Consider the following 25080-nt stretch of genomic DNA (forward strand, 5'->3'; position numbering starts at 1 on the left):
GGGGCCGCCGGCCTGGGAAGGGTGGCCACGATGTCGCGGATGATCTGCAGGGCATGCTCGTCATTTTCGGCCAGGTGATCGGTGACGCCGGAAATCCTCGAGTGGACATCGCCACCGCCGAGCTCCTCGGCGGTGACGATCTCGCCGATGGCCGCTTTCACAAGGGGCGGGCCGCCCAGGAAGATGGTGCCCTGGTTCCTGACGATCACCGTTTCGTCGCTCATGGCTGGGACGTAGGCGCCGCCGGCGGTGCATGAGCCCATGACGGACGCTATCTGCGGGATCTTGGCGGCGGACAGCCGGGCCTGGTTGTAGAAAATCCGGCCGAAGTGCTCCTTGTCCGGGAACACCTCGTCCTGTTTCGGCAGGAAGGCCCCGCCGGAGTCCACCAGATAGATGCAGGGCAGCCGGTTTTCGAGGGCGATTTCCTGGGCCCGGAGGTGCTTCTTGACCGTCATGGGATAGTAGGTGCCGCCCTTGACGGTGGCGTCGTTGGAGATCACCAGGACCTGCCGGCCATGGACCAGGCCGATGCCGGCGATGACCCCGGCGCCGGGCGACTCATCGTTGTACATGCCGTTGGCGGCGAGCGGAGCGATCTCCAGGAACGGGCTGCCGTCATCCAGCAGCTGGTCGATGCGTTCGCGCGGGAGGAGCTTCCCCCTGGCCACATGGCGTTCGCGGGATTTTTCCGGACCACCCAGGGCGGCCTCAGCGAGCCTGGACCGGAGTTCGGCGGCGAGCGCAAGCTGCGCCGAGTTATTGGCGGCAAAGGCATCGCTTCCGGTATCAAGCCGGGTGGCGAGAGTCTCCATCGACTGGTCCGTTCCTGTTCTGTTAGGAGCCAACTTCATAGACCGCAAAGGCCAACTCGGTTAGTGCTGTGTAACTGAGATTAGGTTAGTCTTTATTAACTGTGATGTCCAACATATGGAGGCGTTGCTAGAATTTGCTGGTCCGAGGAGGAAATGTGCCCACTACCCGGCCGGTGCAGCCAACCCAGCAGGCCCTGTCCACCCCATCCGTTCCAGCAACCAGCGGCTCTGCCATCAACGGGAGTACTGCAGCTAAGCCAGTTCCAGCAGCCCAGACTGCTACAGGAAGCCAGGCAGCTCCCGTGACCCAGCGCAGCCAAGCCAAAGAGTTGCGACGCCAGGCCTTGCTGACCGCTGCTGCCTCGCTGTTCGCCAAGAACGGGTTCAACCGGGTGTCCCTGGAGGACCTGGGCGCCGCCGCAGGAGTGAGCGGCCCTGCCGTCTACCGCCATTTCCGCGGTAAACAGGCCGTCCTGGGCGATTTGTTGCTCACCGTCAGCCGGGAACTCCTGGACGGCGGACTCAGGGTGGTGGCTGAAACCACTGATCCATTCGCGGCGCTGCGCCGGCTCGTGGCGTTCCAGGTTGATTTTGCCCTGGGCAAGCCTGACGTGATCCGGGTGCAGGACCGCGACTTCAGCAACCTCACGGAGAAAGACCAGTCCGAGGTGCGTACGCTGCAGCGGAACTACGTTGAGCTTTGGGTGGACGTCCTCACCCGGCTGCATCCTGACACCGATGCCGCCGAACTGCGGATGCGGGCCCACGCAACTTTTGGCCTGATCAACTCCACCCCGCACTCGGTACGCAGCCATGGCCGGAAGATCGCCGTGAAGTCCGCCCGCCCCCTGCTGGAGGGCATGGCCCTGGCCGCCCTGACCGTAGACACTTCCCAGACACCACCCCAAGAGCGGCCCCAGCCCGCTTGACCGGTGCGGGCCAGCAACGGTTAAACGGGTCAGGGCCGCTTGTGCGGGGAGTCGCACGGCTCCCGCTTTAGACCATGGCCAGCACCATGCCGGGCTCGGCCAGGATCGCGCCGACGTCGGCAAGGAACCGGGAGCCCTGTTCCCCGTCCACCACGCGATGGTCGAAGGACAGGCTCAAGGTCATGACCTGGCGCAGGGCCACCTCCCCTTGGTACTCCCACGGCATGTTCCGGACAGCCCCCACGGCCAGGATCGCAGCCTCGCCGGGATTGAGGATCGGTGTGCCGGCGTCAATGCCGAAGACCCCGATATTGGTGATGGAGATAGTGCCGCCGCTCAACTCGGCCGGCGTGGTCTTTCCGGCCCGGGCCGACTCAGTCAGAGCCGTCAGCGCTTCGGACAGCCCGGTGAGGGACAACGTGTCCGCATCCTTGATGTTCGGCACCGTGAGGCCGCGCGGTGTAGCTGCCGCGATGCCAAGGTTGACGTAATTGAACTGGACAATCTCCTGGCCCGCTTCGTCCCAGCGGGAGTTCAGCGACGGGTTCCGCCGCAGCGCAATGAGGACAGCCTTGGCCACGATCGTCAGCGGCGTGAGTTTGTACCCGGCAAAAGCCCGGTTGGCCTTCAGCCTTGCGAGCAGGTCCATGGTGGGGGTGACATCAACCGTCAGGAATTCGGTCACGTGCGGGGCGGTAAAAGCGCTGGCCACCATCGCGGCAGCCGTGAACTTCCGGACCCCCTTGATCGGCGTGCGTGTCTCGCGCTCGGGCTGGCTGGCCCCGGAGGGCTCGCCATGCCGGTCATCAGGCACTGCCTGCAGATGCTGGGCGGCCGCCGGGAGGTCCCCGCCTCCCACGAAGTTGCGGACGTCGTCGCGGCTAATCAGCCCCCCGGGGCCCGTGCCGGCAACCTCCGCCAGGTCGACGCCAAGGTCCTTGGCGAGTTTCCGCACGGGCGGCGTGGAGCGGGGGCGTTCGGAAGTCACCACCCGCTCCCTGGCCTCGCGGGGCCGGCCAGGGAACCCTGCGGCCGCGGCCGCCGGCTCAGCCGGCGGCTCCGCGGGATTCTCGACCAACGCCAGGTTGCGTTGACGGCGGGCTGGGCGGCCGGAACTTTCGACGACGGCGCCGTACCCCACAAGGTTCGGTTCCCTTTTGCCCGCGGCCGCCGCGCTGCCGACATCAATTGCCTCCGGGGCAGCGCCGGTGGATGTGTCCACCGATGGCGCCGCGCCGCCGTCGTCCGGTACTTCGAAGGAGACGATCGGCTTGCCCACCTCGACAATCGTGCCTGGCTGTTCGTGAAGCTCCTTGATGACGCCGGCGAAAGGTGAAGGCAGTTCCACCACGGCCTTGGCGGTTTCCACCTCGGCAATGACCTGGTTGAGGGCTACGGTGTCCCCCACCCCGACCTTCCAGCTGAGGATTTCGGACTCGGTCAGTCCTTCGCCGAGGTCCGGGAGCCTGAATTCCTTGATCATGGTGGCGCTCATCCTTCCAGCCCGCTCAGGGAGTTCGGCCGGCCCAGGGCCCGGTCAACGCCGTCGAGGATCCTGTCCAGGCCAGGCAAATGGTGCATCTCCAGCTTGGAATACGGGTACGGAATATCGAAGCCAGTGATCCGGACCGGGGCGGCTTCAAGGTGGTAGAAGCACCGCTCGGTGATGCTCGCCGCGACCTCTGCGCCCAGTCCGCCGGACTGGCCCGCCTCATGGGTGATCACCAGCCGCCCGGTCTTGCGGACGGACGCCTCCACCGTCGCGTAGTCCACCGGCGCCAGCGAGCGCAGGTCGATGACTTCGATGGACACGCCTTCATCTGACGCCGCAGTGGCGGCATCGCGTGCCGTCTTAACCAGCGGCCCGTAGGCCACGAGCGTTACGTCGGTCCCCTCTGTGACTACACGGGCGCGGTCCATGGGCAGGGCTGTGGAGAGGTCGACGGCCTCGTCCACTTCGCCTTTGTCGTGGTAGCGGCGTTTGGGTTCGAAATACAGGACGGGGTCATCGCTGGCAATAGCCTGCTGGATGACGGTGTGGGCATCCTGCGGGTTGGACACCGTTACCACGCGGAGCCCGGAGGTGTGGGTGAAATAGGCCTCGGGTGATTCCGAATGGTGCTCGGGTGAGCCGATGCCGCCGCCGAAAGGCACACGGACGGTGATGGGCATCTTGACGGCACCCTGCGTGCGGTAGTGCAGCTTGGCCACCTGGCTCACGATCTGGTCGAACGCGGGGTAGATGAAGCCGTCGAACTGTATCTCCACCACTGGCCGGTAACCGCGGTAGGCCAGGCCGACGGCGGTGCCCATGATGCCGGATTCGGCGAGCGGCGTGTCCACGACCCGGTGTTTGCCGAAGTCCTTCTGCAGGCCGTCCGTCACCCGGAAGACGCCGCCGAGGGTTCCAATGTCCTCCCCCATGAGGATGACTTTGGGGTCGTTCTCGAGGGATTTGCGCAAGCCTGCGTTGATGGCGCGGGCAAAGGTCATCTGGGTCATCAGCGTGCACCTTCTTGGGAAGTGGCTCCGGCGGGATCACCGAAGGAAGCCAGGTAGCGGGAGTAGTGGTCCTGCTGACGGTCAAGCCAGGAGTTGGGCGAGCTGTAGACGTGCTTGAAGATGTCCAGGGGCTCGGGGTCGGGCATGTTGGTGCAGCCGGCACGCATCTCGCGTGCCACGGCGTCGGCCTTGTCCTTGACATGCTGCTGCAGGTCACTGGTCAGGAGTCCCTTGCGGTCCAAAAGCGACTTGACCCTGTCGAGGGGATCCTTCGCGGCCCAGTCCTCCAGTTCGTTGGGGTCCCGATACCGTGTGGGGTCATCCGCTGTCGTGTGCGGGCCCATGCGGTATGTGACGGCTTCGATGAAGGTGGGTCCGCCACCATTCCGCGCCCTGTCCAGGGCGACCCGGGTGGCTGCCATCACGGCGAGGACGTCATTGCCGTCAACCCGGAGGCTGGGGATGCCAAAACCGGTGGCCCTGTCCGCCAGGTGGATGTGGGACTGCAGCCTGACCGGTTCCGAGATGGCCCAGTGGTTGTTCTGGCAGAAGAAGACCACGGGCGCCTGGAAGCTGGCGGCGAACACCATGGCTTCGTTGACGTCGCCTTCACTCGTGGCACCGTCGCCGAAGAATGTCACCGCTACGGAGTCGGCGCCGTCGTTCTGGATGCCCATGGCGTACCCGGTGGCGTGAAGCGTCTGTGCGCCGATGATGATTTGCGGTGTGGCCATGTTGATCGTGTACGGATCCCAGCCCGCTGACGCATTTCCCCGCCATACCCGGATGATGTCCGTCAGGTCCACGCCACGGCAATAGGCGACACCGTTTTCGCGGTAACTGGAGAACACAAAATCGTCGTCCCGCAGTGCCCTGCCCGCGCCGACCTGCGAGGCTTCCTGCCCCAGCAGCGGCGGCCACAGGGCCAGTTCGCCCTGGCGCTGGAGCGCTGTGGCTTCGACGTCGATCCGCCGCACCACGGCCATGTCCTCGTAGAGGGAACACAACCGCTCATCGGTGATGTCCTGCACCCATGGATCGAATTCCGGATGACTGATCCGCTCCCCCGCGGGATTGATCAGCTGGATCAGGTACCGCCCGGATCCAGGGATTCCTGCACTGTTGCCCGGGCCTTCCGGGGTTGTTCCGCCATGGCCCGCTTCGTCTGTAGACACGATCGCCCCGCAACCTTCTCACGTCGTTTGACCGGGGCTTAGGGACTCGTGGTCCTGCCGCCGTCCGGCCTCCCGGGCGCCGTTGCCCCGGATAATTGTGACCCTACTCACAATGCTCAATGGGTACAACCACCGCGCAAATAACTGAGCAAAATGCCCTGTCTGGGAGCACCAGACCGTGCTAGCGTTGCGCATTATGCAAGCTTTGGATGGCACCGACACCCGGCTGCTTTCGGCCATGGCCAAGGACCCCCGCCGGACGGTGGTGGCCCTTGCCCAGAAGCTGGGCCTGTCGCGCAACACGGTTCAGGCCCGGATGGCCCAACTGGAGAAGAAGCACGTCTTCCTGTCCTTTGAACGGCGGATCAATCCGGCGTCTTTGGGCTATCCGCTAATGGCCTTCATTTCCGTCCACGTGCAGCAGCAAAAGCTGGGGCAGTTGGCCCATGACCTGGCCAGCATCCCGGAGATCCTGGAGGGCTACGGCCTCACCGGATCCGCTGACCTCCTCCTGCGCGTGGTGGCCCTGGACGCCGAGGACCTGTTCAGGATCAACGGCAAGATCCTGGCCTGCGACGGAGTGGAGCGCACGGATACCGCGTTGGCTATGGGTGAGCTGATTCCCTTCCGCATCCAGCCGCTGCTCGAACGCGGCCCGGCGGAGGCCTAGGATCCGAGCGTTCGCTGCGTCTTTCGGTCCTGCGGATGCCGGGGCGGGACAGGCCGGGTTATAGGCTGGTTGAAGTTGAATCGAATGGGGTGCCGGTCACCGGTTCCCGCAACGAGGCAGTCCCAGTGCAGGCTGCACACTGCCGGAAAGGCTCCATCTTGAGCAATCCTCAGGAACCGTACCAGCCGGGTCACGCCGACGCCGGCGCGCGGCCGGCTGCCCCGCCGCGGCAGGCACCTGCGCAGCAGCCCGGGCAGTACGCCGGGCAGTTTGGTGCGCCCGGGCAGCAGCCCGGGCAGTTTAACGCCCCCGGGCAGTACCCGGATCCAACGCCCTTCGGCCTTCCGGGCCAGCCGCCTGCCAAGGACCGGAAGAAGCTGTGGATCATCCTCGGCATCGTCGGTGGCGTGGTGCTACTGGCCATCGTCGGCATCATCGTCCTGTTCAATGTCCTCGGCGGTGCCACCAATCAGGCCCGTGGACTCGCGGACGGCTTCACCAAGCTGGTCATTGCCGGTGACTCCTCCCAGGCCTACGACGACTACCTTGACCCCGCACTCCAGGAACAGCTGTCGAAGGAAGACTTCATCGCCGGCGTCGAAAGCCTGGAAATGGACGAGACCTGCGAGCCGGCATACAACGATCTGAAGGTCAGTTCGGAAAACGGCAACAACGCCGCCGACATCGCAGGCGTGATCACCTGCGACGGACGGCAGGTTGACCTGGCCTACCGTTTCGAAGGCACTGACGAGCTGAAAATGACCAACATTAAACTCCGGCCGAAGGCATAACCGGACTGCCCACGCGAAGAGCCCCGTGCTGCTGGCACGGGGCTCTTCACGTTAAGGGTGTTGTGTGTTGGCTGCCGTCAGTGGTCCACGGCCTTCTCGGCGCCGACGCCGGTGAGCGAGCGAACTTCCATTTCGGCCTGCTTGGCGCTGTCTTCACGCTTCTTGTCCAGGACCGTGCCCAGCCAGCCCAGCAGGAAGGCCAGTGGAATGGACACAATGCCCGGATTGCTCAGCGGGAAGAAGGCAAAGTTGGCGCCGGGAATCATGGACGTCTTGGCCCCGGAAACCACCGGGGAGAAGATGATCAGGATGATGGCCGAGCCCAGGCCGCCGTACATGCTCCACACTGCGCCCTGTGTGGTGAACCTGCGCCAGAACAGCGAGTAGACGATCGTCGGGAGGTTCGCCGACGCCGCGACGGCGAAGGCGAGCGCCACCAGGAAGGCCACATTCTGGCCGTTGGCGAAGATGCCACCCAGGATAGCCATAACACCGATGACCACTACGGTCCGCCGCGCAACCTTGACCTCGGTGTCGGCGTCGGCCTTGCCCTTGGAGATGACGCTCGCGTAGATGTCGTGGGCGAAGGACGCCGCGGCTGTAATGGTCAGGCCTGCCACTACCGCCAGGATGGTGGCGAACGCCACCGCCGAGATGAAGCCCAGCAGCAATGGTCCGCCCAGGTGGAAGGCCAGCAGGGGTGCAGCTGAGTTCACGCCACCCGGTGCGGTTTTAATGGTTTCGGCACCCACGAGGGCTGCTGCGCCGTAACCCAGCACGAGGGTGAACAGATAGAACAGGCCGATCAGCCAGATGGACCAAACCACGGACTTGCGGGCTTCCTTGGCCGTGGGCACGGTGTAGAAGCGCATCAGGACGTGCGGCAGGGCTGCGGTGCCCAGGACCAGGGCCAGGCCCAAGGACATGAAGTCCAGCTTCGAGGTCTCGGTCTTGCCGTACTGCAGGCCCGGGTTCAGTACCGCCGGGTTGTTGGAGGTCTCCACGGCCGCGCCGAGCAGGCTGGAGAGGTTGAAGCCGTAGATGGCCAGGACCCAGAAGGTCATCACGGCCGCGCCGGCGATCAGCAGGATGGCCTTGATGATCTGGACCCAGGTGGTGCCCTTCATCCCGCCGATCAGTACATACATGATCATCAAGGCGCCGACGACGATGATCACCAGGGCCTGTCCGCCCCAGTCGCTGATACCGAGCAGCAGGGAGATCAGGCTGCCGGCGCCTGCCATCTGCGCCAGCAGGTAGAAGAAGCAGACGGCCAGGGTGGAAATGGCAGCCGCGATCCGGACCGGACGCTGCTTGAGCCTGAAGGAAAGGACGTCCGCCATGGTGAACTTCCCGGTATTCCGGAGCAGCTCCGCCACCAGCAGCAGGGCAACCAGCCAGGCCACGAGGAAGCCGATCGAGTACATAAAGCCGTCGTAGCCGTTGATGGCAATTGCGCCGGTGATCCCCAGGAACGAGGCGGCCGACAGGTAGTCGCCGGCGATGGCCGTTCCGTTCTGGGACCCGGTGAACGACCGGCCCGCAGCGTAGTAGTCGGCCGCGGTCTTGTTGTTCCGGCTGGCCCGCAGCACGATCACCATGGTCACGGCCACAAACAGGCCGAAGATGCCCATGTTGAGCAGCGTGGTTTCCTTGAGGTCGGCGACGTCGACCGCCGTGGCAATCCCGATCATTTGGCTACTCCGCTCACGACGTTGCCGTCTTTATCAAACTCATGGCCTTCGATTTCGTGGCGGATCTCCGCAGCGATGGGATCCAGCCTCCGGTTGGAGTAGCTGACATACCAGCCAGTGATGGCGAACGTGGAGACAAACTGCAACAGGCCTAGGATCAGGCCGACGTTGATGTTGCCCCACACCTTGGTGGACATAAACTCGACGGCGTAGTCAGCCAGCAGGACATACGCGAAGTACCACAGCAGAAAAGCGACGGCCATCGGGAATACAAAGCTGCGGTGACGTTTGCGCAGTTCCTGGAACCGCTCCGTCGACTGGACCTGTTCGAAGTCCACGGACGCCGCTGCGTCCGGAGTGTGGGCATCGTTACCCATCGTTCCTCCTCGTTGAGTCTTGCCTGGTTCACACCGGCGGGCGCCCCAGCACCATTCCGCTGATGTGACTGCAATCACTCTGCGCCGTGGCGGCACGGCACAACAGGGGCAGCGGCGGAACGCTCGCTCAACGGTCGCGATGCTGCGACAAACGGCACCCGCCGCTACGCTGGGCACCATGCCGGACTCCCCTCTCCTGACCGCCGCAGCAGTTGCGGTGATTGTTTTGGCGATCGCCGTCGTCGTCGGCGTGGGAGCTAAAGTGCTGCGGTCCTTCCGTGAACTCGGCACCGATGCCGAGCGTGCCACCTACAACACCCTCCACGCCGCGTCCCGTGCCGGGCAGCACCTGCGCACCGGGCTCAATCCGGCGGGCGCCGCGAAGGCGTGCCGGCAGTTGCGGACCCTCCTGGGCTGCAGTGCGCTGGCGATCACCGATACTGCCGGCGTGCTCGCCTGGGACGGTGTCGCCGAGGAACTGAAACCCCGCTTGATGGACCTGGCCGCAGACGTCCTGATCGGAGGCCGGACTACTGTGCTCCAGGCGCGTGACCTGGCTGCGAATCCTGCCGCTGGCAACCTCGCCGCCGTCATCGCGCCGGTGCGTGCCGGATCACGGGTGGTGGGGGTGGTGGCCGCCTTTGCCCCCCTTGCAGGGGCCGGGCTGGTCCGCGCCACCAGTGAAGTGGCGGACTGGGTGGCGGTCCAGGTGGAACTGGCCGAGCTGGATGCTTCCCGGACGCTGCTGATGGAAGCGGAGGTTCGTGCACTGCGGGCGCAGATCAGCCCGCACTTTATCTACAACTCGCTCAACGCGATCGCGTCGTTCATCAATACCGACCCGGCGCGGGCCCGCGAACTGGTGGTGGAGTTCGCGGACTTCACCCGGTACTCCTTTCGCCGCCACGGCGATTTCACAACCCTCGCCGAGGAACTCCGCTGCATCGACAGGTACCTGCTCCTTGAACGTGCCCGCTTCGGCGAACGGGTTCAGGTCAGCCTCCGAATAGCCCCGGAAGTGCTGGGCACCGTGATCCCGTTCCTGAGCTTGCAGCCGCTCGTGGAGAACGCGGTGCGGCACGGGCTTGAGGCCAAGGAGGGGCCGGGGCACATCAGCATCACCGCCAATGATTCCGGCGCTTTCGCGGAGGTCACCATCGAGGACGACGGCGTGGGCATGGACCCTGCCCAGCTCCAGTCGATGCTTGCCGGCCACACCGACGGCGAACACGTGGGGCTGCGCAACGTCGATGCCCGCCTCCGGCAGGTCTATGGCGATGACCACGGCCTCGTGATCGAGACGGCGCCCGGGGAGGGGACCCTGATCACCATGCGCGTGCCCAAGTCCCAGCCCGACCACGACGCCTGAGCCACCCAATCTGATTCCAGCCGCCCCCGGCGGATAATGTAGGACCATGATTAATGTCCTCGTCGCCGATGACGAGCTGCCCGCAGTGGAAGAACTGGCCTACCTCCTGGGCCGTGACGACCGGATCGGCACCATCCACCGCGCCACCTCCGGCTCAGAAGCGCTGAGGGCCCTCACCACTCAATCCGTGGACGCTGTCTTCCTGGACATCCACATGCCGGCAGTATCCGGGCTGGACATTGCCAGGGCCATCGCGCGCAGCAGCCATCCGCCGGCGGTGGTCTTTGTCACTGCGGACGAGGACTGCGCCCTGGAGGCATTCGAGCTGGCCGCCGTGGACTACCTGCTGAAGCCGGTCCGCGCCGAACGGCTGTCCCGGTCAGTGGGACGGATCAGCGAACTGCTGCGCGAGGGCGGCGGCCCGGCTCCGGAGATGATCACCGTGGACCAGGGCGGCACCACCCGGATGATCAGGCGCGACGACGTCACGTACGTCCAGGCCCAGGGAGACTACGCACGGCTTCACACAGTTGATGCGAGCTACCTGATCAGGGTTCCCCTGGCCGACTTGGAGCAGCAGTGGGCGGCTGCGGGCTTCATCCGTACGCACCGGTCCTACCTGGTGGCCCTGAAGCACGTGGCCTCGATGAAGCTGGCCGCGGACGGACCAAGCGTCACAGTCGCCGGGGCCAACCTCCCCATCAGCCGCCGGCACCTGCCCACTGTCCGGGAGAAGCTGGAAGCCACCCGCATACGGCCGCAATCATGACGCGGGTCCGGGTCACGGCCCCGCACTCCGCAGCCCGGCCGGCGATGCAGTCGCGGGAGGCCGCCGAGGAATCGGAGGTGGGGCAGCTTTTTGTCAGGTCGCTGATCCGCACCCAGCTCCGGCTGGCGCTGGTAGTGGCCGGCGGATTCCTGCTGGTCCTGTGCTCGTTTCCGTTGCTGCTGGCGGCAGCACCCGGCCTGGCCGAGATCCGGGTGGCCGGAATCCCTTTCGACTGGCTGCTGTTGGGCGCCGGCATCTACCCGGTGACCGGGCTCAGCGCCTGGCTGTACATCCGCAGCGCGGCCCGGAACGAGTCCCGGTACCGCGACCTGGCCGAGGACAAGTGATCTTCCCGTGAGTCCCGCCGTCGGACTGGTGGCCCTTGTGGTGGTTTCCGTGGCCACTGCGGTCATCGGGTTCTATGGTCTCCGGATCTCCCGCACGACCGGCGATTTCTATGTTGCCTCCCGGACGGTCCGTCCGTGGTGGAACGCCTCGGCGATCGGGGGCGAGTACCTGTCTGCGGCGAGCTTCCTGGGCGTGGCCGGCCTGATCCTCCTCTCGGGGACGGACGCCCTGTGGTTTCCGGTGGGCTACACGGCCGGGTACCTGATGCTGCTGCTCTTCGTGGCCGCCCCGCTGCGCCGCTCGGGCGCGTACACCATCCCGGACTTCACGGAAGCCCGGCTGGATTCACGGGCAGTCCGGCGCGTGACCAGCGTTGTGGTGGTTGTGGTGGGGTGGCTGTATATCGTGCCGCAACTCCATGGTGCGGCACTGACCATCAGGATCACCACCGGGCTTCCGGGCTGGATGGGATCCGTGTGCGTGGTGATCGTGGTGTGCCTGACGGTGGTGGCCGGCGGGATGCGCTCCATTACCTTTGTCCAGGCCTTCCAGTACTGGCTAAAGCTCACGGCACTTGCCGTCCCTGTCCTCTTCATCGTGTTCACCCTCTTGGGCAGCGGAAGCACCGCCGTCGCTCCCGCCGTCGTGAACCCCACCGGGCTTGCTCCCGCGGGCCCGTACCAGAACATTTCATTGCTGGTGGCACTGCTGTTCGGCACCCTGGGCCTGCCCCACGTCCTGGTCCGCTTCTACACCAACCCCGATGGGCACTCAGCGCGCCGGACCACGCTGATCGTGCTCGGGTTGCTTTCGGTGTTTTACCTGTTTCCCACCGCGTACGGGCTGCTGGGACGGATGTTCAGGCCCGAGCTCGCGCGCTCAGGACAGGCAGATGCGGTGGTACTGCTCCTGCCAGGGCAGCTGATCGGCGGAACAGCGGGAGACCTGCTCTCGGCCCTGGTGGTGGCCGGAGCGTTTGCGGCTTTCCTCTCCACTACATCGGGACTGGTGGTCTCGCTCGCCGGTGTAATCAGCCAGGACGTCCTGGGCGGCAGTGTCCGCGGTTTCAGGCTTGCCGCCGTCATCTCGTCGCTGGTCCCCTTGGGCTTTGCCTTGGCCACCGACTCCCTGGCCCTGGCAGGCAGCGTGGGCCTGGTGTTCGCCTTTACCGCGTCCACCGTCTGTCCGGTCCTCCTCCTGGGCATCTGGTGGCGAGGCCTTACCGACACCGGCGCCATTGCCGGGATGGTGACCGGCGGCCTTCTCTGCGGCGGCGCCATGGTGTCCGGTTCCGTCCTGGGCGCAGCGGGCACCCCTTTCTGGCTGGCCCAGCCGGCGGCCTGGACGGTTCCGGCCGCGTTCGCCGTGATGGTGCTCGTCTCGCGCGCCACCAAAGGGCGCGTGCCACGGACCATGTCACGGCTCATGACCCGGCTGCACACCCCGGAAAGGCCACTGGTCACCGAACGCTGAAAACCGGCTGCCCCTCGCGCGGGAACTGCCCAGGGTGGACAATTACGGCATGTCCACGCAGGACGAACGAACACCCGCCGAGTCCGAAGGTGTCCCGCCGTCGGTCCGGGCGCAGCTGCTCGCCACCGAACACTGGAGCCTGCTGGCTTCCCGGAGCACCACCCAGGGTGAAGTGCTGACCCGGATCAGCATGTTCCTGATGTTCACCTCCGCGAGCCTGGTCAGCCTCGCGCTCGTGGGCCAGGCAACCAGGTTCTCGGACACGTTTGTCATGCTGGCCATGATCGTCCTGTCCACCGATCTGCTGATCGGCCTCCTCACGCAGGTCCGTGTCCTGAACGTTGCCATGGAGGACCTGATGTATGTCCTGGCCATGAACCGGCTGAGGGCGGCCTACGTGGACCTGGATCCCGGCATTGCGAAATATATGCTGGCGGGTACGCACGACGACCAACCGGGCATGGACCGGACCTATTACTTCCTCAGCGGCCGGAGTACGTGGAGCCACGTTGCCGGGAGCAGCATGGTCTTCATCATCATGGCCAACGCCGCCCTGACGGCCATCCTGCTGGGCACGTCCGTCACCCTTCTGGGCTGGCCAACACCGACGGCGGTCCTGCTGGGGTCGGCCAGCGGACTCGTCTTTGCCGGAGCTTCAATGGTGTACGGCTACCGGCAGTACCGCGACGTGTGGCCGGCGTTCACGCCGCTGTCCCCCACTCCACCGGGCGGCGACTGAAGCCAGGCAGTCAGCCCGGACGGATTCAGTCGATGGCGGCCATCAGTTCAACCACCCGGTCCAGGAAGGCGTCCACCTGGCTTTCTTCGTAGCCGTCCTTGCCGACGGCGGGACGGAAGACTGCGCGGCGGACGTTGTCCACGCTGAGCGGCTTGTCCTCTTCCAGGTAACCGATCAGCTCACGGCAGAGCCGATCCACATCCACCGTGCTGTAGCTGCGGGCCTTGTTTTTGGACGGCCGGCGGAACCGCTCGCCGTCGGGCCTGTGCAGGCGGCCGCGGAGGATTCCGGACAGGTTCCCGATCTCGCGCAGCCAGGCTTCTTCGCCGCTGGCGGCAATCAGTTCATCCCGTTCACGACGGGCAAACGCATCTTCGAGCCTGTCCAATGCGGCATCCACCACGGCGGCAGAGTAACCGCCCTTGACGGGGTCGAAGGACACGGCGCGGACGTCTCCGCTTTTGACGACTTGGGTGGCGGCCTTCGGCGTTTCCAGTGACACGCGCGCCCGCTGGAGGAACTGGTCCACCTGCTTGGCGTTGTACCCGTATTCGCTGCGCGGCACGCGTTCAAAGGACGCGGGGATGTGCCGGTGAAAGTCCAATGCCACTATGTTTCCTTCAATGCTGTTCAGCCGGATCGGTTGGGTACCAGTCTAAGGGCGCCTCCGGGCCGGCATGGTTTTTCCAATTGGGGATTCCCGATCAGGCGCCTGCCACCAGGACGTACAGGACGAAAGCCAGGGGACATGCAAAGACTATGGAATCAAGGCGATCCATAACACCGCCGTGGCCAGGAAGGATGCTGCTCATGTCCTTGATGCCCAGCTCGCGTTTGACCATGGATTCGGCGAGGTCCCCTGCCGTCGAGGCAGCCACCACGCCGACTGCCAGGACAAGGCCCACCCACCACGGTTTGTCCAGCAGGAAGATGCTGGCCAGCACACCGATCAGCATGGCGCCCGCAATGGAGCCGGCAAAACCCTCCCACGACTTCTTGGGACTGATTTTCGGGGCCATGGGATGTTTGCCCAGTGATGCCCCCACCAGGTAGCCGAACGTGTCGTTGGAGACCACCAGCAGCAGCATGACGGCCACCTGCCAGGCGCCTTGGGGAACCGTGCCACCGGGCCACAGCCCCAGGGGCGTCACACCGCCAGCAGCGTGCAGCGGTAGCGCAGCAAAGCTGATGAAGAACGGCACCCAGCCAAGGGTGAAGACTCCGGCGAAGATGCTGTTGGCCGAGCCGGCAGCACTTTCGATCGAACGCCACAGCAGCACGGCGATACAGCTCAGGAGCATGGCAAAGAGCAGGCTCTCGAGTCCACCGAAGTAGGCGACAAAAGGCATGGCCACCGTCCCTGTCATGACCGGAACAATGGGCATCCTGGTGCCGTTGGCCTCGAGGGCGCGGAAGATCTCCCACACTCCGAAGATCGCGAACGTAGTGGTTACCGCCACGAACCCTAAGGGAAGAAAGAGCAGCCCGCCCAGGACGGCAATCAGCATGGCCAGCCCCACAGCCGTGGCTGCCGGGAGGTTCCGCCCGGCTTTGGGGGTGGGGTTGGCCCGGGCCAGCCTGCCTTTCATGTGCGCCCGTTGTGCGGGAGCCTGCTCTGCCTGGCCCATCAGACTTCGAGCAGCTCTGCTTCCTTGCGCTTGAGCAGCTCGTCGATGCCGTCAACGTGGGCCTTGGTCAGGGCGTCGAGTTCCTTCTCGGCGCGGGTGCCTTCGTCTTCGCCGGCCTCGCCGTCCTTGACCAGCTTGTCCAGGGTTTCCTTGGCCTTGCGGCGGATGTTGCGAATGGAAACCTTGGCGTCCTCGCCCTTGGTTTTGACGATCTTGACGTATTCCTTGCGGCGCTCCTGTGTCAGGTCCGGAATGGTGATGCGGATGACGTTGCCGTCGTTGGACGGGTTGGCGCCCACCTCGGAGTCGCTCAGTGCGCGTTCGATGTCCCGGAGTGCGGTTTTGTCGAACGGGGTGATGAGGATGGTGCGCGCGTCCGGGATCGCGAAGGAGGCGAGCTGCTGCAGCGGCGTGGGTGAGCCGTAGTAGTCCACCAGGACCTTGTTGTAGAGGCCGGGGTTTGCCCTGCCGGTGCGGATCGAGGCGAAGTCTTCCTTGGCTACCTCAACGGCCTTGTCCATTTTCTCTTCGGCTTCGAGCAAGGTTTCTTCGATCACGGTCTCTCCTCAGAAATCAGTGCAGTCCGGGTGCCGGTTTCCTGCACAAGCTTGGTTCAGTGCTGCTGGTTCCATCGTGGGTCCCGCCAGCGGGGATGGATCTGTCCTGAAAACATCCTAGCCGTTGCTAGGCGGTCACCAGGGTGCCCAGCTTTTCGCCGAGGATGGCGCGCGTGACGTTGCCTTCGCCTTCCATACCAAAGACCACCATGGAGAGGTTATTGTCCTTGCACATGGTCATGGCCGTCTGGTCCATGACCCTGATGTCGCGGCGCAGGGCGTCGTCGTAGCTCAAGGTCTCCAGGCGCTCGGCCGCGGGGTCCTTCTTGGGGTCGGCGGTGTAGACGGCATCCACCCCGCTCTTGGCCATCAGCACCACATCCGCATGGACTTCGAGTGCCCTCTGGGCCGCCACCGTATCGGTGGAGAAGTAAGGGAGGCCGGCGCCCGCACCGAAAATGACCACGCGGCCCTTTTCCATGTGCCGGATGGCGCGGCGGGGAATATAGGCCTCAGCCACCTGGCCCATGGTGATGGCGCTTTGGACGCGCGTCTCAACGCCGGCCTGCTCCAGGAAGTCCTGCAGGGCCAGGCAGTTCATGACCGTGCCGAGCATGCCCATGTAGTCGGCCCGCGATCGATCCATGCCGCTTTGGGACAGTTCCGCGCCGCGGAAGAAGTTACCGCCGCCGACGACGATGGCTACTTCCACGTCAGGGACCGCCGCTGCGATCTGCTTGGCGACGTCGCGGACGGTTTCGGGATCAACGCCCAGCTTTCCGCCGCCGAAGACCTCACCTGAGAGCTTCAGGAGGACGCGGCGCCTGCTCTTCTCCGACTCGTTGGACGTTTTGACGGCTTCCATGGGTGCCTTCCCGTTCGTGAACTCTGAAAAAAGGTTATCCTGCCGGGCGGCCAAAGGTCTCATCCGGCGTTTGGCCCGGCGCATGCAAAAGGGGCGGCCACCGAAGTGGCCACCCCCTTGCAGGTTCGACTAGGAGCCGACGCGGAAACGCGTGAAGGCAGTAGCCTTGACGCCGGCCTCTTCGAGGACCTGCGCCACGGACTTCTTGGCATCCTTGGCGAATGCCTGGTCAACCAGGACCTCGCCCTTGTAGAAGCCCGTTACGCGGCCTTCGACAATCTTGGTGAGGGCAGCTTCAGGCTTGCCTTCAGCCTTGGCAGTCTCTTCGGCGATGCGGCGCTCGGACTCAACCAGCTCGGACGGAACGTCCTCGCGGGTCAGGTAGTTCGGGGCCATGGCGGCAACGTGGACAGCGACGTCGTGGGCGGCGGTGGTAGCGGCTTCGCCTTCACCGTCGACAGCGAACAGGACGCCGACCTGGGCCGGGAGGTCCTTGGAGGTCTTGTGCAGGTAGGCGTCGACCGTTGCGCCCTCGATGCGGGAGATGCGGCGGACAACAACCTTTTCGCCCAGGACAGCGCCTTCTTCGACGACGACCTCGGACAGCGGCTTGCCATCGACGTCGGTGGCCAGCAGGGTGTCGAGGTCGGCTGCGCCGGACTCCACAGCCACGGCCAGGACCTTGTCGGCAAGCTGGATGAACTTGTCAGCCTTGGCAACGAAGTCGGTCTCGCAGTTAACCTCGATCATTACGCCGACGCCGTTGGTGACCTTGGCGGCAACCAGGCCTTCGGCGGTGGAGCGGCCTTCACGCTTGGTCGCGCCCTTGAGGCCCTTGATGCGGATGATCTCGATGGCCTTCTCGGCGTCACCGTTGGCTTCGTCAAGAGCCTTCTTGACATCCATCATGCCGGCGCCGGTGCGCTCGCGCAGAGCCTTGATATCAGCGGCAGTGTAGTTCGCCATGTGAACCCCTCTGTCTAGAAAATGTATGTGGTGTACGGACCGACAGGACAGCAGCCCACGAGAGTGGGCCGCCGTCCTGTCAGCAGTTCCGGTGCTGCTGGCAGCGCCGGTAATCCGGATTTACTTGTGTTACTTGTCGGCGTCGGCGGCGGGAGCCTCGGCAGCGGCCGGTGCTTCCTCAGCTGCGGGAGCCTCGGCAGTTGCCGGTGCTTCCGGGGCGGCCGGAGCGGCAGCCTCTTCAGCCTTGCTGCCTTCGAGGAGTTCGCGCTCCCACTCAGCCAGCGGCTCTTCCGGAGCCTCCGTGGTGCCGGTGGCGCGCTGGTTGCGGGCGATGAGGCCCTCAGCAACGGCGTCGGCGACAACGCGGGTCAGCAGGTTCACGGAGCGGATGGCGTCGTCGTTGCCCGGGATCGGGAAGTCGACTTCGTCCGGGTCGCAGTTGGTGTCCAGGATGGCCACAACCGGGATGTTCAGCTTCTTGGCTTCGTCAACAGCAAGGTGTTCCTTCTTGGTGTCCACGATCCAGAGCACGGAGGGTGCCTTGGTCAGGTTGCGGATACCGCCGAGGTTGGTCTCAAGCTTGGTGAGTTCGCGGCGAAGGAGCAGCAGTTCCTTCTTGGTGTATGCAGAGCCGGCGACGTCGTCGAAGTCGATCTCTTCCAGTTCCTTCATGCGCTGGATGCGCTTGGAGACGGTCTGGAAGTTGGTCAGCATACCGCCGAGCCAGCGCTGGTTCACGTAGGGCTGGCCAACGCGGGTAGCCTGCTCAGCAATTGCTTCCTGGGCCTGCTTCTTGGTGCCGACGAAGAGTACGGTGCCGCCGTGTGCAACGGTGGCCTTGACGAACTCGTAGGCGCGGTCGATGTAGGACAGCGACTGCTGGAGGTCAATGATGTAGATGCCATTGCGTTCCGTGAAGATGAATCGCTTCATCTTCGGGTTCCAACGGCGGGTCTGGTGTCCAAAGTGGACGCCGCTGTCAAGCAGCTGGCGCATAGTTACGACGGGCATGCCGGCGCTCCTTCCGGCAGGTCATTCATGAGAAGGCCCTGAAGCCCTCTTACCCTGCCAATAGTTGACGGTTGTTAGCGTAGTCCGGGACGGACCGTGCTCCTGGCATCCCTTGCACTTCCCATCAGGACCATGGGGCCCTGACCGCGGGAGGCACAAGCCTCCTCACACGAAGCCGGGGGCGACAGATGAGGAGGGCTGGATGCGCGTAGTCAGCTGCTGCTCCCCCGCACCTCTGAATGAGACGTGCTGACGCATAGCGGACACACGGATTTCCCGCTGACACGACAAACGTTGAGGGCACAGCAAACTGCTCCACCAAGTGTACTACAGGCACCCCGATCCTCCGGACATCGTGGAGGCCACCGCAGAGCGTTTTCCACATAGCCAAAGCGGTCCCTGCCGCAGGTTGAAATGCAGCGGCATGCTGGGCGGATGAAAGCTCCAGCGTTGCTCGCCGCGGTCCTGCTGCTTCCGGCATCCATCGCGCCATCCGGAGAGGTTCTCACCGCAGGCCCGGCCTCCATTCCGGGAGGCCGGTTTCCGGTTCTTCCGGCATCTGCCGGACGAATGCCGGCCGAGCCGGCCTGGGAGTGGCCCCTCGCGCCAAGGCCCCGGGTGCTGCGCGCGTTTGATCCTCCGGACAAGCCATGGATGAGCGGGCATCGCGGGGTGGACCTCGGAGCCGCGCACGACGCCGTTCCGGTCACCACGCCCGAGTCTGGCACCGTCAGTTTTGTGGGCGTGGTGGTGGACCGGCCGGTGGTCACCATAGATCACGGGAACGGACTCCGCAGCAGTTTCGAACCCGTGGACAGCTCGCTGCGGGCCGGAGACGCGGTGGCCAAAGGGGACACGATCGGCACCCTGCTGCCGGGACACTGCGGCCCCCGGCCGTGTGTCCATTGGGGCGTCCGGCGCGGAGAGGAATACCTCAATCCGCTTCGTTTCGTTGTGGACCTCAGGCCATCCGTCCTGCTTCCCCTGGCCTCTGGCCAAGGAACGCCTTGAGGAGCCTGGGCCGCGTGGTCAGGAGTTCGGGGGCTTTGCCTCAGCCCGGGGTGAGGACGCAGAACTCGTTGCCCTCCGGGTCGGCGAGGCAGACCCAGGGCACATCGCCCTGGCCGAGGTCGGCCTCGGTGGCACCCAGGGCCCTCAGCCGGGCCACCTCCGCCGCTTGATCGTCACCGGAGTACGGCATCAGGTCGAGATGGACACGGTTCCACACCGTCTCCTCGCCGGTCGTACGAAGCAACTCCAAGTACGGCCCCACACCCTCGGCCGAACGCAGCCTCGCGTGGTCGTCGTTTACTTCGTGAAGGGTCCAGTCCGTAGCTTCGCTCCAAAACCGGGCCATGGCCCGCGGATCCGCGCAGTTGACCACCACCGTGGCGATCGGCCCGGTGTCCCGGTAGAGCTCCCGAGGCTCCAGCACGCAGAACACATTGCCCTCCGGGTCGGCCAGGACCTTCCACGGCACATCACCCTGACCAATATCCGCAGGCGTTGCGCCGAGTTCAAGCAGGCGCGAGACAAGCTCCTTCTGATGCGCCACCGAGGTGGTGGCGAGATCGATGTGAGTGCGGTACCTCACCGTCTCAGGGTCCGGGACTGTGACCACATCGACACAGACCGCGGCGGGGTCCGGCCAGGCGAAGCCCACAGGCTCCACATTGGTCACGCCGGGCCCCTCGCTGGAAACACCCCAGCCAAGCGCCTCCGCCCAAAACCGGCCGAGGGACGAATCATCCCGAGCCTTGAAATTCACCTGAACAAGTCGCAGTGCCATAACTCCCGATCCTAGTACCGAGGCAACCTGGCCCAGTTTCTGGCACCCTTGACTGCCGCCGAGCGTTGCCGGCTTGTTGAGCGGATGCCACAATGCGTAGGTGGGCGCAGTTACGGTGACGGGCCTCGAGATTACCTACCGGCGAGCAGGATCAGGGGAACCACTCATCCTTCTCCATGGCGGCTTTGGATTCGACAGCCGATCCTGGGGCCCGCAGCTCGACGGCCTCGATGACGAGTTTGACGTCATCGCTTGGGACGCTCCGGGCTGTGGAGGATCCGCGGATCCGCCTGAGTCCTTCTCCATGGATCACTACGCGGACAGCCTTGCCGAGTTCGTGAGGGCGATCGGCCTGACACGCCCGAATGTCCTTGGCCTTTCGTTCGGTGGCGCGCTCGCCCTGGCCCTCTATGCGCGACATCCCGCCCTGCCCAGGAGCCTGATCCTGGCCGGGGCGTATGCCGGGTGGGCCGGCTCCCTGCCGCCTGACGAGGTGCAGCGGCGAGTCCAGCGGATCAGCGAGGAAGTTGCCCAGCCGCCCGAGGAATGGCTGCCCAAGTACCTGCCGGGCATGCTCACCGCGTCTGCCCCTCGAGAAATGGCCGAACAGACACTCGCGCTGATGTCCGATATCCATCCGCGTGCCAGTCTGACGATGCTTCGAGCCATGGCGGATGCCGATCTTCGAGGCATACTCCCTGTCATTGATGTCCCGACGCTGGTGCTTCATGGCGAACTCGACGAGCGATCGCCGCTGGCTGTCGGGAAGGAACTGCACACGAAGATCCCCGCATCGCAGTTCGACGTACTCCCCGGCGTCGGGCACCTGAGCAACATAGAGGCCGCCGACGCCTTCAACCTCGCGGTAAGGACGTTCCTTCGTTCGCTCAGCGGGCCCACCAGGCTTTGACCGGCAGCCACCCTGCTTCAGGCTTTGCCTGGCCTGAGCCTAGACGATTGCGGAAATGCCCGTGATGGCGCGTCCGGTTACCAGGGTATTGACCTCATGCGTGCCCTCGTACGAGTAGATGGCCTCCGCGTCTGCGAAGATCTTGGCCATCTCGAAGTCAGTGACGATCCCGTTTCCGCCCAGGAGGCTCCGCCCGATCGCTACGCTTTCGCGCATCCTGGCCGTCGTGAAGGCCTTGGCCAGCGCCGACTGCTCGTCCTTGGCCTGGCCGGCGTCCTCGAGCTGGGAGAGCCGGACCATCATGCCCAGGGAGCTGATGGCGTTCCCCAGGATCTGCACCAGCTGGCTCTGGACCAGCTGGAACGATGCCAGGGGGCGGCCGAACTGGTGGCGCTCCACGGCGTAGCGGCGGGCTACGTCAAAAGCGGCCAACTGCTGGCCAACGGCCTGCCAGGCAACACCGAGGCGGGTGACCTTGAGGACCTTGTTGGTGTCACGGAAGCTGTTGGCGTTGGCGAGCTTGAAGAAGTCCGGCACCACCACGCTGTCCAGGCTGATGTCGGCGTTCTGGACGGTACGCAGCGAGATCTTGTTTTCGATCTTGGTGGCAGTGAAGCCGGGGAGCTTTGTATCCACCAGGAAGCCCTTGACCTGGTTGTCGGCGAGGTCCCGTGCGTAGATGACAACCCAGTCCGAAAAAGTAGCGTTGCCGATCCACCGCTTGGCGCCATTGAGGATCCACGAGTCGCCTTCGCGCCGGGCTGTGGTGCGGGTCCCTCCGGCCACGTCCGAACCACCCAGCGGCTCAGTCAGGCCGAAGGCCCCGATCTTCTTCAGCGAATAGATGTCGGGAAGCCAGGCATCCTGCTGTTCCTGAGAGGCCAGCGCCTCAATGGAACCGGTGAAGAGGCCATCGTGGACTCCCATAAACGTCGAGATGGAGGTGTCGGCCCGGGTGACTTCCGCGTGCATCAGGCCAGCGAAGAGATTGGAGTGCCCTTGGCGCCTGACCGGGCTGACCAGGTCGATCTCGGCCAGCCTGGGAATGAGTTCCATCGGGAATTCGCCCCTGTTCCAGCAGTCCACGGCGATCGGGCGGACTTCGCGGGCCAGGAAGTCCCGCACTTCCGCGAGCCGGTCCTGCTCCTTGCCGGTGAGGAGCTGTTCAAAAGCGAAAAAGTCACCGTCGGCGTAGGGAAGGTCGTTGATGTCAATGGATTTCCTGGACATGTTTTCCTCGCTGGGGATCAGTGCTGGCGGAAGGGCTCTTAGGGATGGATGTCCCCGGAGTAAGTTACTGGTCAGTAACATACCGCATTGTCGGCCTTAAACAAAAGAAACCGCGGCCTGATGTGGCCACGGTCCTTCGGCTGCATCCAGCCATGCCGCGCTCTCATGTAGATCATCATCAAAGAGCCCCGCGTAAGTATCCAGCGTAAGAACTGCTGTGGCATGGCCCGCTATCCGCTGCACAACGTCCACATTTGAGCCTACGCGGACATGCAGGCTAACAGCAGTGGGCAGGAGGTCATGCGGCGTCAGGGTAGGCAAGCCCTTTAGAGCGGCGCGGGGTGGCCGTCCAGTCAACCCGGGGAAAGCTGTTCACTCTGGCCCTGGTTCAGGTATTGCCCTGACCACCCGGGAGGAGTGCAATAGTACGAAGACACCACCGAGCGGGAGCCGCCATGATAGTCCGGGACACTTTTGTCATCCCAAGCTCAATATGGCTCGGTGCGACGTCATGAAAATGAAGGAGCATGCCGGTCTCATCTGGGGCCTTATAGGTGCAGCCATCGCAGTCTTGGGGACGATCAAGACGCTCCTGTCCATCTCGACCGGTGACGATTTCAGCCTGCAGAAGGCCGGCTTCTACGTGGGAGCCACTGCGGTGATCATTTACTTCGGCGCCTTTATGGCGATAATCGTCGCTGCCATTCTCCTTATGATCGCCAAGCTGATGGTAGGCGAAGAAAAGAGCGAGGGTGACTCCGTCATGTATCCAGTTCTGTGGGTCGCGGGAGCTGTGGGCCTGTGGTTCGCCGGGGCGATAGTGTTCTCAGACTGGCTGAAATACGAGGATACCGATGCTTTTGGCCGGGGCGCTTTTGCGCTTCTTGGCCTTGCGGCCCTAGCCGGAACAATTTACATGTGGCGCCAGAAGACGAAAACGGCGCAGACGGAACAGTAGGCTTCGCCCTGGGTGCGCACGCGCCTGCTTTAGCCTTACCCCACCCCACCTCTACTCCTCGAGTTAGAGTCCATGTTGTTGCCCCGAATCACTATGAGAGCTTCCACTCAAGGATTGGTTGCACTCGGTTAGTCACAAAACGGCGCCTCGGCCATGGCGGACGGCGGCGTCGCTGGCGTGCAGTGACCGCCGTCTCCGAAGGTGGCATCACGCTGCGGTCCCTGGACGGCGTCCGCTGGTCAACGATCTACCCGAAGGCCTGCCGTTCGGTGGCCTTCTCCTCGCAAGTCTCGGAGCAGAAGCCGCCGTCGAGTCGTGGCATGTGTCGGCAGTAGAGGCAAAGCGAACCGCGCTGCTCGAACCAGCGCGCAATGCGATGGACCACAGGCAGTTCGGTTGGGCTGGTGGCTGTATCGCCGACCAAGCCCGTCCGCCAAGGCGTCCCAGGGACGTGGCGGCCAGGTTTCATGACGCTCACGAGCGAAGTATATCCATGCGATGGACACTATTGACTTGACCGTCACGTAACAAAACAGGTAGAACGCGCGCGCGCCCGTTTCACTTCTATGGGACGGGCGCCTTTGGTTGTTTGGTTAGGCCGTGCAGCCGACGGCGAAGGCTGCCAGGTCGCGTCCGTTGAAGTGGGAGGCGTCGCCGTGTTCTCCGCTGACAGTCATCGATGAAACGCTGAAGCCGGCTGTCGAGAGGTATGCCTTCAGATAGTTGGCGTTCGAGGCGGCGGGGACCATGGTGTCACCGGGCGATGCGACGATCCGGTACTGAGTGTTCTTAGGTAGGGCCGCTAAGTGGGCGGCCGGGTTGCCAGACGATAGCAGCGCCCCCGCGTAGGCTTCCGCGATCTGCTTAGCCGAATTCTGCACGGATCCAACGGCACTGAGATCAACGACAGGGTCAACGCCGTACCAGCACGACGGCGAGGCACCATCGATCAGGGTATTGAGTGACGTCGTTGAACCCATGGACGCAGCGATGAACAATCTGACAGGCTGCCCGGACTTCTCTTGGGCCCACACCATCAGCTCCTTCGTGTCCTGCACGGCGGCGGCGTTGCCCCATGCGTTGCGGTGGTAGTCCGACGATGCGATGGCCCATCCCTTCGCCCGGATCGAGTTCAGCCATGAGGAGTTCATACGGCCGTTGGCGTCGCCACCCTGGCCGTGGAACCACAGTGCAGTCCCAGCGGGGATGCCGCCCGTCGGCAGGTCAATGCGGACGGTCTGGCCGTTCAACCTCGCCATGATGGTCCGTTCGCCATCGGCGTTTGCGGGAAGGCCAGTCGTTATCGGCACGGCAACCGGGCCGCTCGGCGCCGAACCAGCAGGACCAGCAGGCCCCTCGGTCGCGACGGCTGTAGGAGCCGGCCCGGCCACCGAGGCCTCCTTGGGCTTGTCGGATACAAACACCCAGGCGAGGACGCCGAGGACGGCAATGGCGAGCGCTGCCCGGATTCGATCAGTCGCGGTCACTCGACAACCATAGCGAAGAGGGATAGCC

At 64.5% G+C, this 25080-nt stretch carries 27 protein-coding genes; 11 read left to right on the forward strand and 16 right to left on the reverse strand.

Going from position 1 to position 25080, the window contains the following annotated elements:
* The coding region (locus V9L17_RS19500) for a carboxyl transferase domain-containing protein (protein ID WP_337352581.1) at window positions 1-815 on the reverse strand (815 nt) is incomplete at its 3' end.
* A 302-nt stretch (window positions 816-1117) separates the two neighbouring features.
* On the opposite strand from V9L17_RS19500, the gene V9L17_RS19505 reads away from it, so the two are divergent.
* Window positions 1118-1744, forward strand: a complete 627-nt coding sequence (locus V9L17_RS19505) for an SACE_7040 family transcriptional regulator (RefSeq protein ID WP_337352582.1) — start codon at window positions 1118-1120, stop codon at window positions 1742-1744.
* Window positions 1745-1811: 67 nt separating this feature from the next.
* Here the strand turns inward: V9L17_RS19505 and V9L17_RS19510 are convergent, their stop codons facing one another.
* From V9L17_RS19510 to pdhA, 3 genes are read right to left on the reverse strand one after another with little or no spacing between them, the layout of a single operon-like run.
* A complete protein-coding gene (locus tag V9L17_RS19510) occupies window positions 1812-3227 on the reverse strand; it encodes a dihydrolipoamide acetyltransferase family protein (protein WP_337352583.1) in 1416 nt (471 codons plus the stop codon).
* An 8-nt stretch (window positions 3228-3235) separates the two neighbouring features.
* Window positions 3236-4246, reverse strand: coding sequence for an alpha-ketoacid dehydrogenase subunit beta (locus tag V9L17_RS19515; RefSeq protein WP_337347576.1), 1011 nt, complete (start codon window positions 4244-4246; stop codon window positions 3236-3238).
* The gene (gene pdhA / locus V9L17_RS19520) at window positions 4246-5421 is read right to left on the reverse strand and encodes a pyruvate dehydrogenase (acetyl-transferring) E1 component subunit alpha (RefSeq protein WP_337352584.1); all 1176 of its coding nucleotides are present in this window, start codon (window positions 5419-5421) and stop codon (window positions 4246-4248) included. The genes V9L17_RS19515 and pdhA overlap by 1 nt, the downstream gene beginning before the upstream one ends.
* A gap of 196 nt (window positions 5422-5617) precedes the next feature.
* On the opposite strand from pdhA, the gene V9L17_RS19525 reads away from it, so the two are divergent.
* Together V9L17_RS19525 and V9L17_RS19530 are read left to right on the forward strand one after the other, a co-directional pair.
* Window positions 5618-6091, forward strand: coding sequence for an Lrp/AsnC family transcriptional regulator (locus V9L17_RS19525; protein WP_337347574.1), 474 nt, complete (start codon window positions 5618-5620; stop codon window positions 6089-6091).
* A gap of 158 nt (window positions 6092-6249) precedes the next feature.
* Window positions 6250-6882, forward strand: coding sequence for a hypothetical protein (locus tag V9L17_RS19530; protein ID WP_337352585.1), 633 nt, complete (start codon window positions 6250-6252; stop codon window positions 6880-6882).
* A 77-nt stretch (window positions 6883-6959) separates the two neighbouring features.
* Here the strand turns inward: V9L17_RS19530 and V9L17_RS19535 are convergent, their stop codons facing one another.
* The gene (locus tag V9L17_RS19535) at window positions 6960-8576 is read right to left on the reverse strand and encodes a solute symporter family protein (RefSeq protein WP_337347572.1); all 1617 of its coding nucleotides are present in this window, start codon (window positions 8574-8576) and stop codon (window positions 6960-6962) included.
* A complete protein-coding gene (locus V9L17_RS19540; RefSeq protein WP_337347571.1) occupies window positions 8573-8953 on the reverse strand; it encodes a DUF485 domain-containing protein in 381 nt (126 codons plus the stop codon). Before V9L17_RS19540 ends, V9L17_RS19535 begins: the two co-directional genes overlap by 4 nt.
* A gap of 178 nt (window positions 8954-9131) precedes the next feature.
* Between V9L17_RS19540 and V9L17_RS19545 the strand changes: the two genes are divergently transcribed.
* The 5 genes from V9L17_RS19545 to V9L17_RS19565 are packed head-to-tail and all read left to right on the forward strand — an operon-like array spanning window position 9132 to window position 13651.
* Window positions 9132-10322, forward strand: a complete 1191-nt coding sequence (locus V9L17_RS19545; protein ID WP_337347570.1) for a sensor histidine kinase — start codon at window positions 9132-9134, stop codon at window positions 10320-10322.
* Window positions 10323-10368: 46 nt separating this feature from the next.
* Window positions 10369-11091 (forward strand): LytR/AlgR family response regulator transcription factor, encoded by a 723-nt coding sequence (locus tag V9L17_RS19550; RefSeq protein WP_337347569.1) that lies wholly within the window; start codon window positions 10369-10371, stop codon window positions 11089-11091.
* Window positions 11088-11438 (forward strand): DUF485 domain-containing protein, encoded by a 351-nt coding sequence (locus tag V9L17_RS19555; RefSeq protein WP_337347568.1) that lies wholly within the window; start codon window positions 11088-11090, stop codon window positions 11436-11438. The genes V9L17_RS19550 and V9L17_RS19555 overlap by 4 nt, the downstream gene beginning before the upstream one ends.
* 7 nt (window positions 11439-11445) lie before the next feature.
* Window positions 11446-12912: a sodium/solute symporter gene (locus tag V9L17_RS19560; protein ID WP_337352586.1), complete on the forward strand. Its 1467-nt coding sequence runs from the start codon at window positions 11446-11448 to the stop codon at window positions 12910-12912.
* 49 nt (window positions 12913-12961) lie between these two features.
* Window positions 12962-13651, forward strand: coding sequence for a hypothetical protein (locus V9L17_RS19565; RefSeq protein WP_337352587.1), 690 nt, complete (start codon window positions 12962-12964; stop codon window positions 13649-13651).
* Window positions 13652-13676: 25 nt separating this feature from the next.
* Here the strand turns inward: V9L17_RS19565 and V9L17_RS19570 are convergent, their stop codons facing one another.
* The 6 genes from V9L17_RS19570 to rpsB form a co-directional block, all read right to left on the reverse strand.
* Entirely contained in the window at window positions 13677-14261 is a 585-nt protein-coding gene (locus V9L17_RS19570; RefSeq protein ID WP_337352588.1) for a DivIVA domain-containing protein, read from the reverse strand.
* A 94-nt stretch (window positions 14262-14355) separates the two neighbouring features.
* Window positions 14356-15279, reverse strand: coding sequence for a phosphatidate cytidylyltransferase (locus tag V9L17_RS19575; protein ID WP_337347564.1), 924 nt, complete (start codon window positions 15277-15279; stop codon window positions 14356-14358).
* Window positions 15279-15836 carry a ribosome recycling factor gene (frr, locus tag V9L17_RS19580; protein ID WP_337347563.1) on the reverse strand — a complete coding sequence of 186 codons (558 nt, stop codon included), beginning with the start codon at window positions 15834-15836 and terminating at the stop codon, window positions 15279-15281. Before frr ends, V9L17_RS19575 begins: the two co-directional genes overlap by 1 nt.
* A gap of 127 nt (window positions 15837-15963) precedes the next feature.
* Window positions 15964-16701, reverse strand: coding sequence for a UMP kinase (gene pyrH, locus V9L17_RS19585; RefSeq protein WP_337347562.1), 738 nt, complete (start codon window positions 16699-16701; stop codon window positions 15964-15966).
* A gap of 129 nt (window positions 16702-16830) precedes the next feature.
* Window positions 16831-17667: a translation elongation factor Ts gene (gene tsf / locus V9L17_RS19590; RefSeq protein WP_337347561.1), complete on the reverse strand. Its 837-nt coding sequence runs from the start codon at window positions 17665-17667 to the stop codon at window positions 16831-16833.
* A gap of 129 nt (window positions 17668-17796) precedes the next feature.
* Window positions 17797-18678 carry a 30S ribosomal protein S2 gene (gene rpsB, locus V9L17_RS19595; RefSeq protein ID WP_337347560.1) on the reverse strand — a complete coding sequence of 294 codons (882 nt, stop codon included), beginning with the start codon at window positions 18676-18678 and terminating at the stop codon, window positions 17797-17799.
* Between the two features lie 435 nt (window positions 18679-19113).
* Here rpsB and V9L17_RS19600 point away from each other — a divergent pair, with 435 nt between their 5' ends.
* A complete protein-coding gene (locus tag V9L17_RS19600; RefSeq protein WP_337352589.1) occupies window positions 19114-19689 on the forward strand; it encodes a M23 family metallopeptidase in 576 nt (191 codons plus the stop codon).
* Window positions 19690-19729: 40 nt separating this feature from the next.
* Here V9L17_RS19600 and V9L17_RS19605 read toward each other — a convergent pair whose 3' ends face one another.
* Complete coding sequence (locus V9L17_RS19605; protein WP_337352590.1) at window positions 19730-20467, reverse strand: VOC family protein; 738 nt, start codon at window positions 20465-20467, stop codon at window positions 19730-19732.
* A 100-nt stretch (window positions 20468-20567) separates the two neighbouring features.
* Between V9L17_RS19605 and V9L17_RS19610 the strand changes: the two genes are divergently transcribed.
* A complete protein-coding gene (locus V9L17_RS19610) occupies window positions 20568-21377 on the forward strand; it encodes an alpha/beta fold hydrolase (protein WP_337352591.1) in 810 nt (269 codons plus the stop codon).
* Window positions 21378-21416: 39 nt separating this feature from the next.
* Here the strand turns inward: V9L17_RS19610 and V9L17_RS19615 are convergent, their stop codons facing one another.
* Window positions 21417-22607, reverse strand: coding sequence for an acyl-CoA dehydrogenase family protein (locus V9L17_RS19615; protein WP_337352592.1), 1191 nt, complete (start codon window positions 22605-22607; stop codon window positions 21417-21419).
* Window positions 22608-23118: 511 nt separating this feature from the next.
* Between V9L17_RS19615 and V9L17_RS19620 the strand changes: the two genes are divergently transcribed.
* Entirely contained in the window at window positions 23119-23565 is a 447-nt protein-coding gene (locus V9L17_RS19620; protein ID WP_337352593.1) for a hypothetical protein, read from the forward strand.
* A 247-nt stretch (window positions 23566-23812) separates the two neighbouring features.
* Here V9L17_RS19620 and V9L17_RS19625 read toward each other — a convergent pair whose 3' ends face one another.
* Window positions 23813-24043 (reverse strand): hypothetical protein, encoded by a 231-nt coding sequence (locus V9L17_RS19625; RefSeq protein WP_337347554.1) that lies wholly within the window; start codon window positions 24041-24043, stop codon window positions 23813-23815.
* Window positions 24044-24158: 115 nt separating this feature from the next.
* Entirely contained in the window at window positions 24159-25052 is an 894-nt protein-coding gene (locus tag V9L17_RS19630) for a hypothetical protein (protein ID WP_337352594.1), read from the reverse strand.
* Window positions 25053-25080: the final 28 nt, after the last annotated feature.

It is taken from the genome of Pseudarthrobacter sp. CCNWLW207, from assembly GCF_037203945.1.
GTDB lineage: Bacteria > Actinomycetota > Actinomycetes > Actinomycetales > Micrococcaceae > Arthrobacter.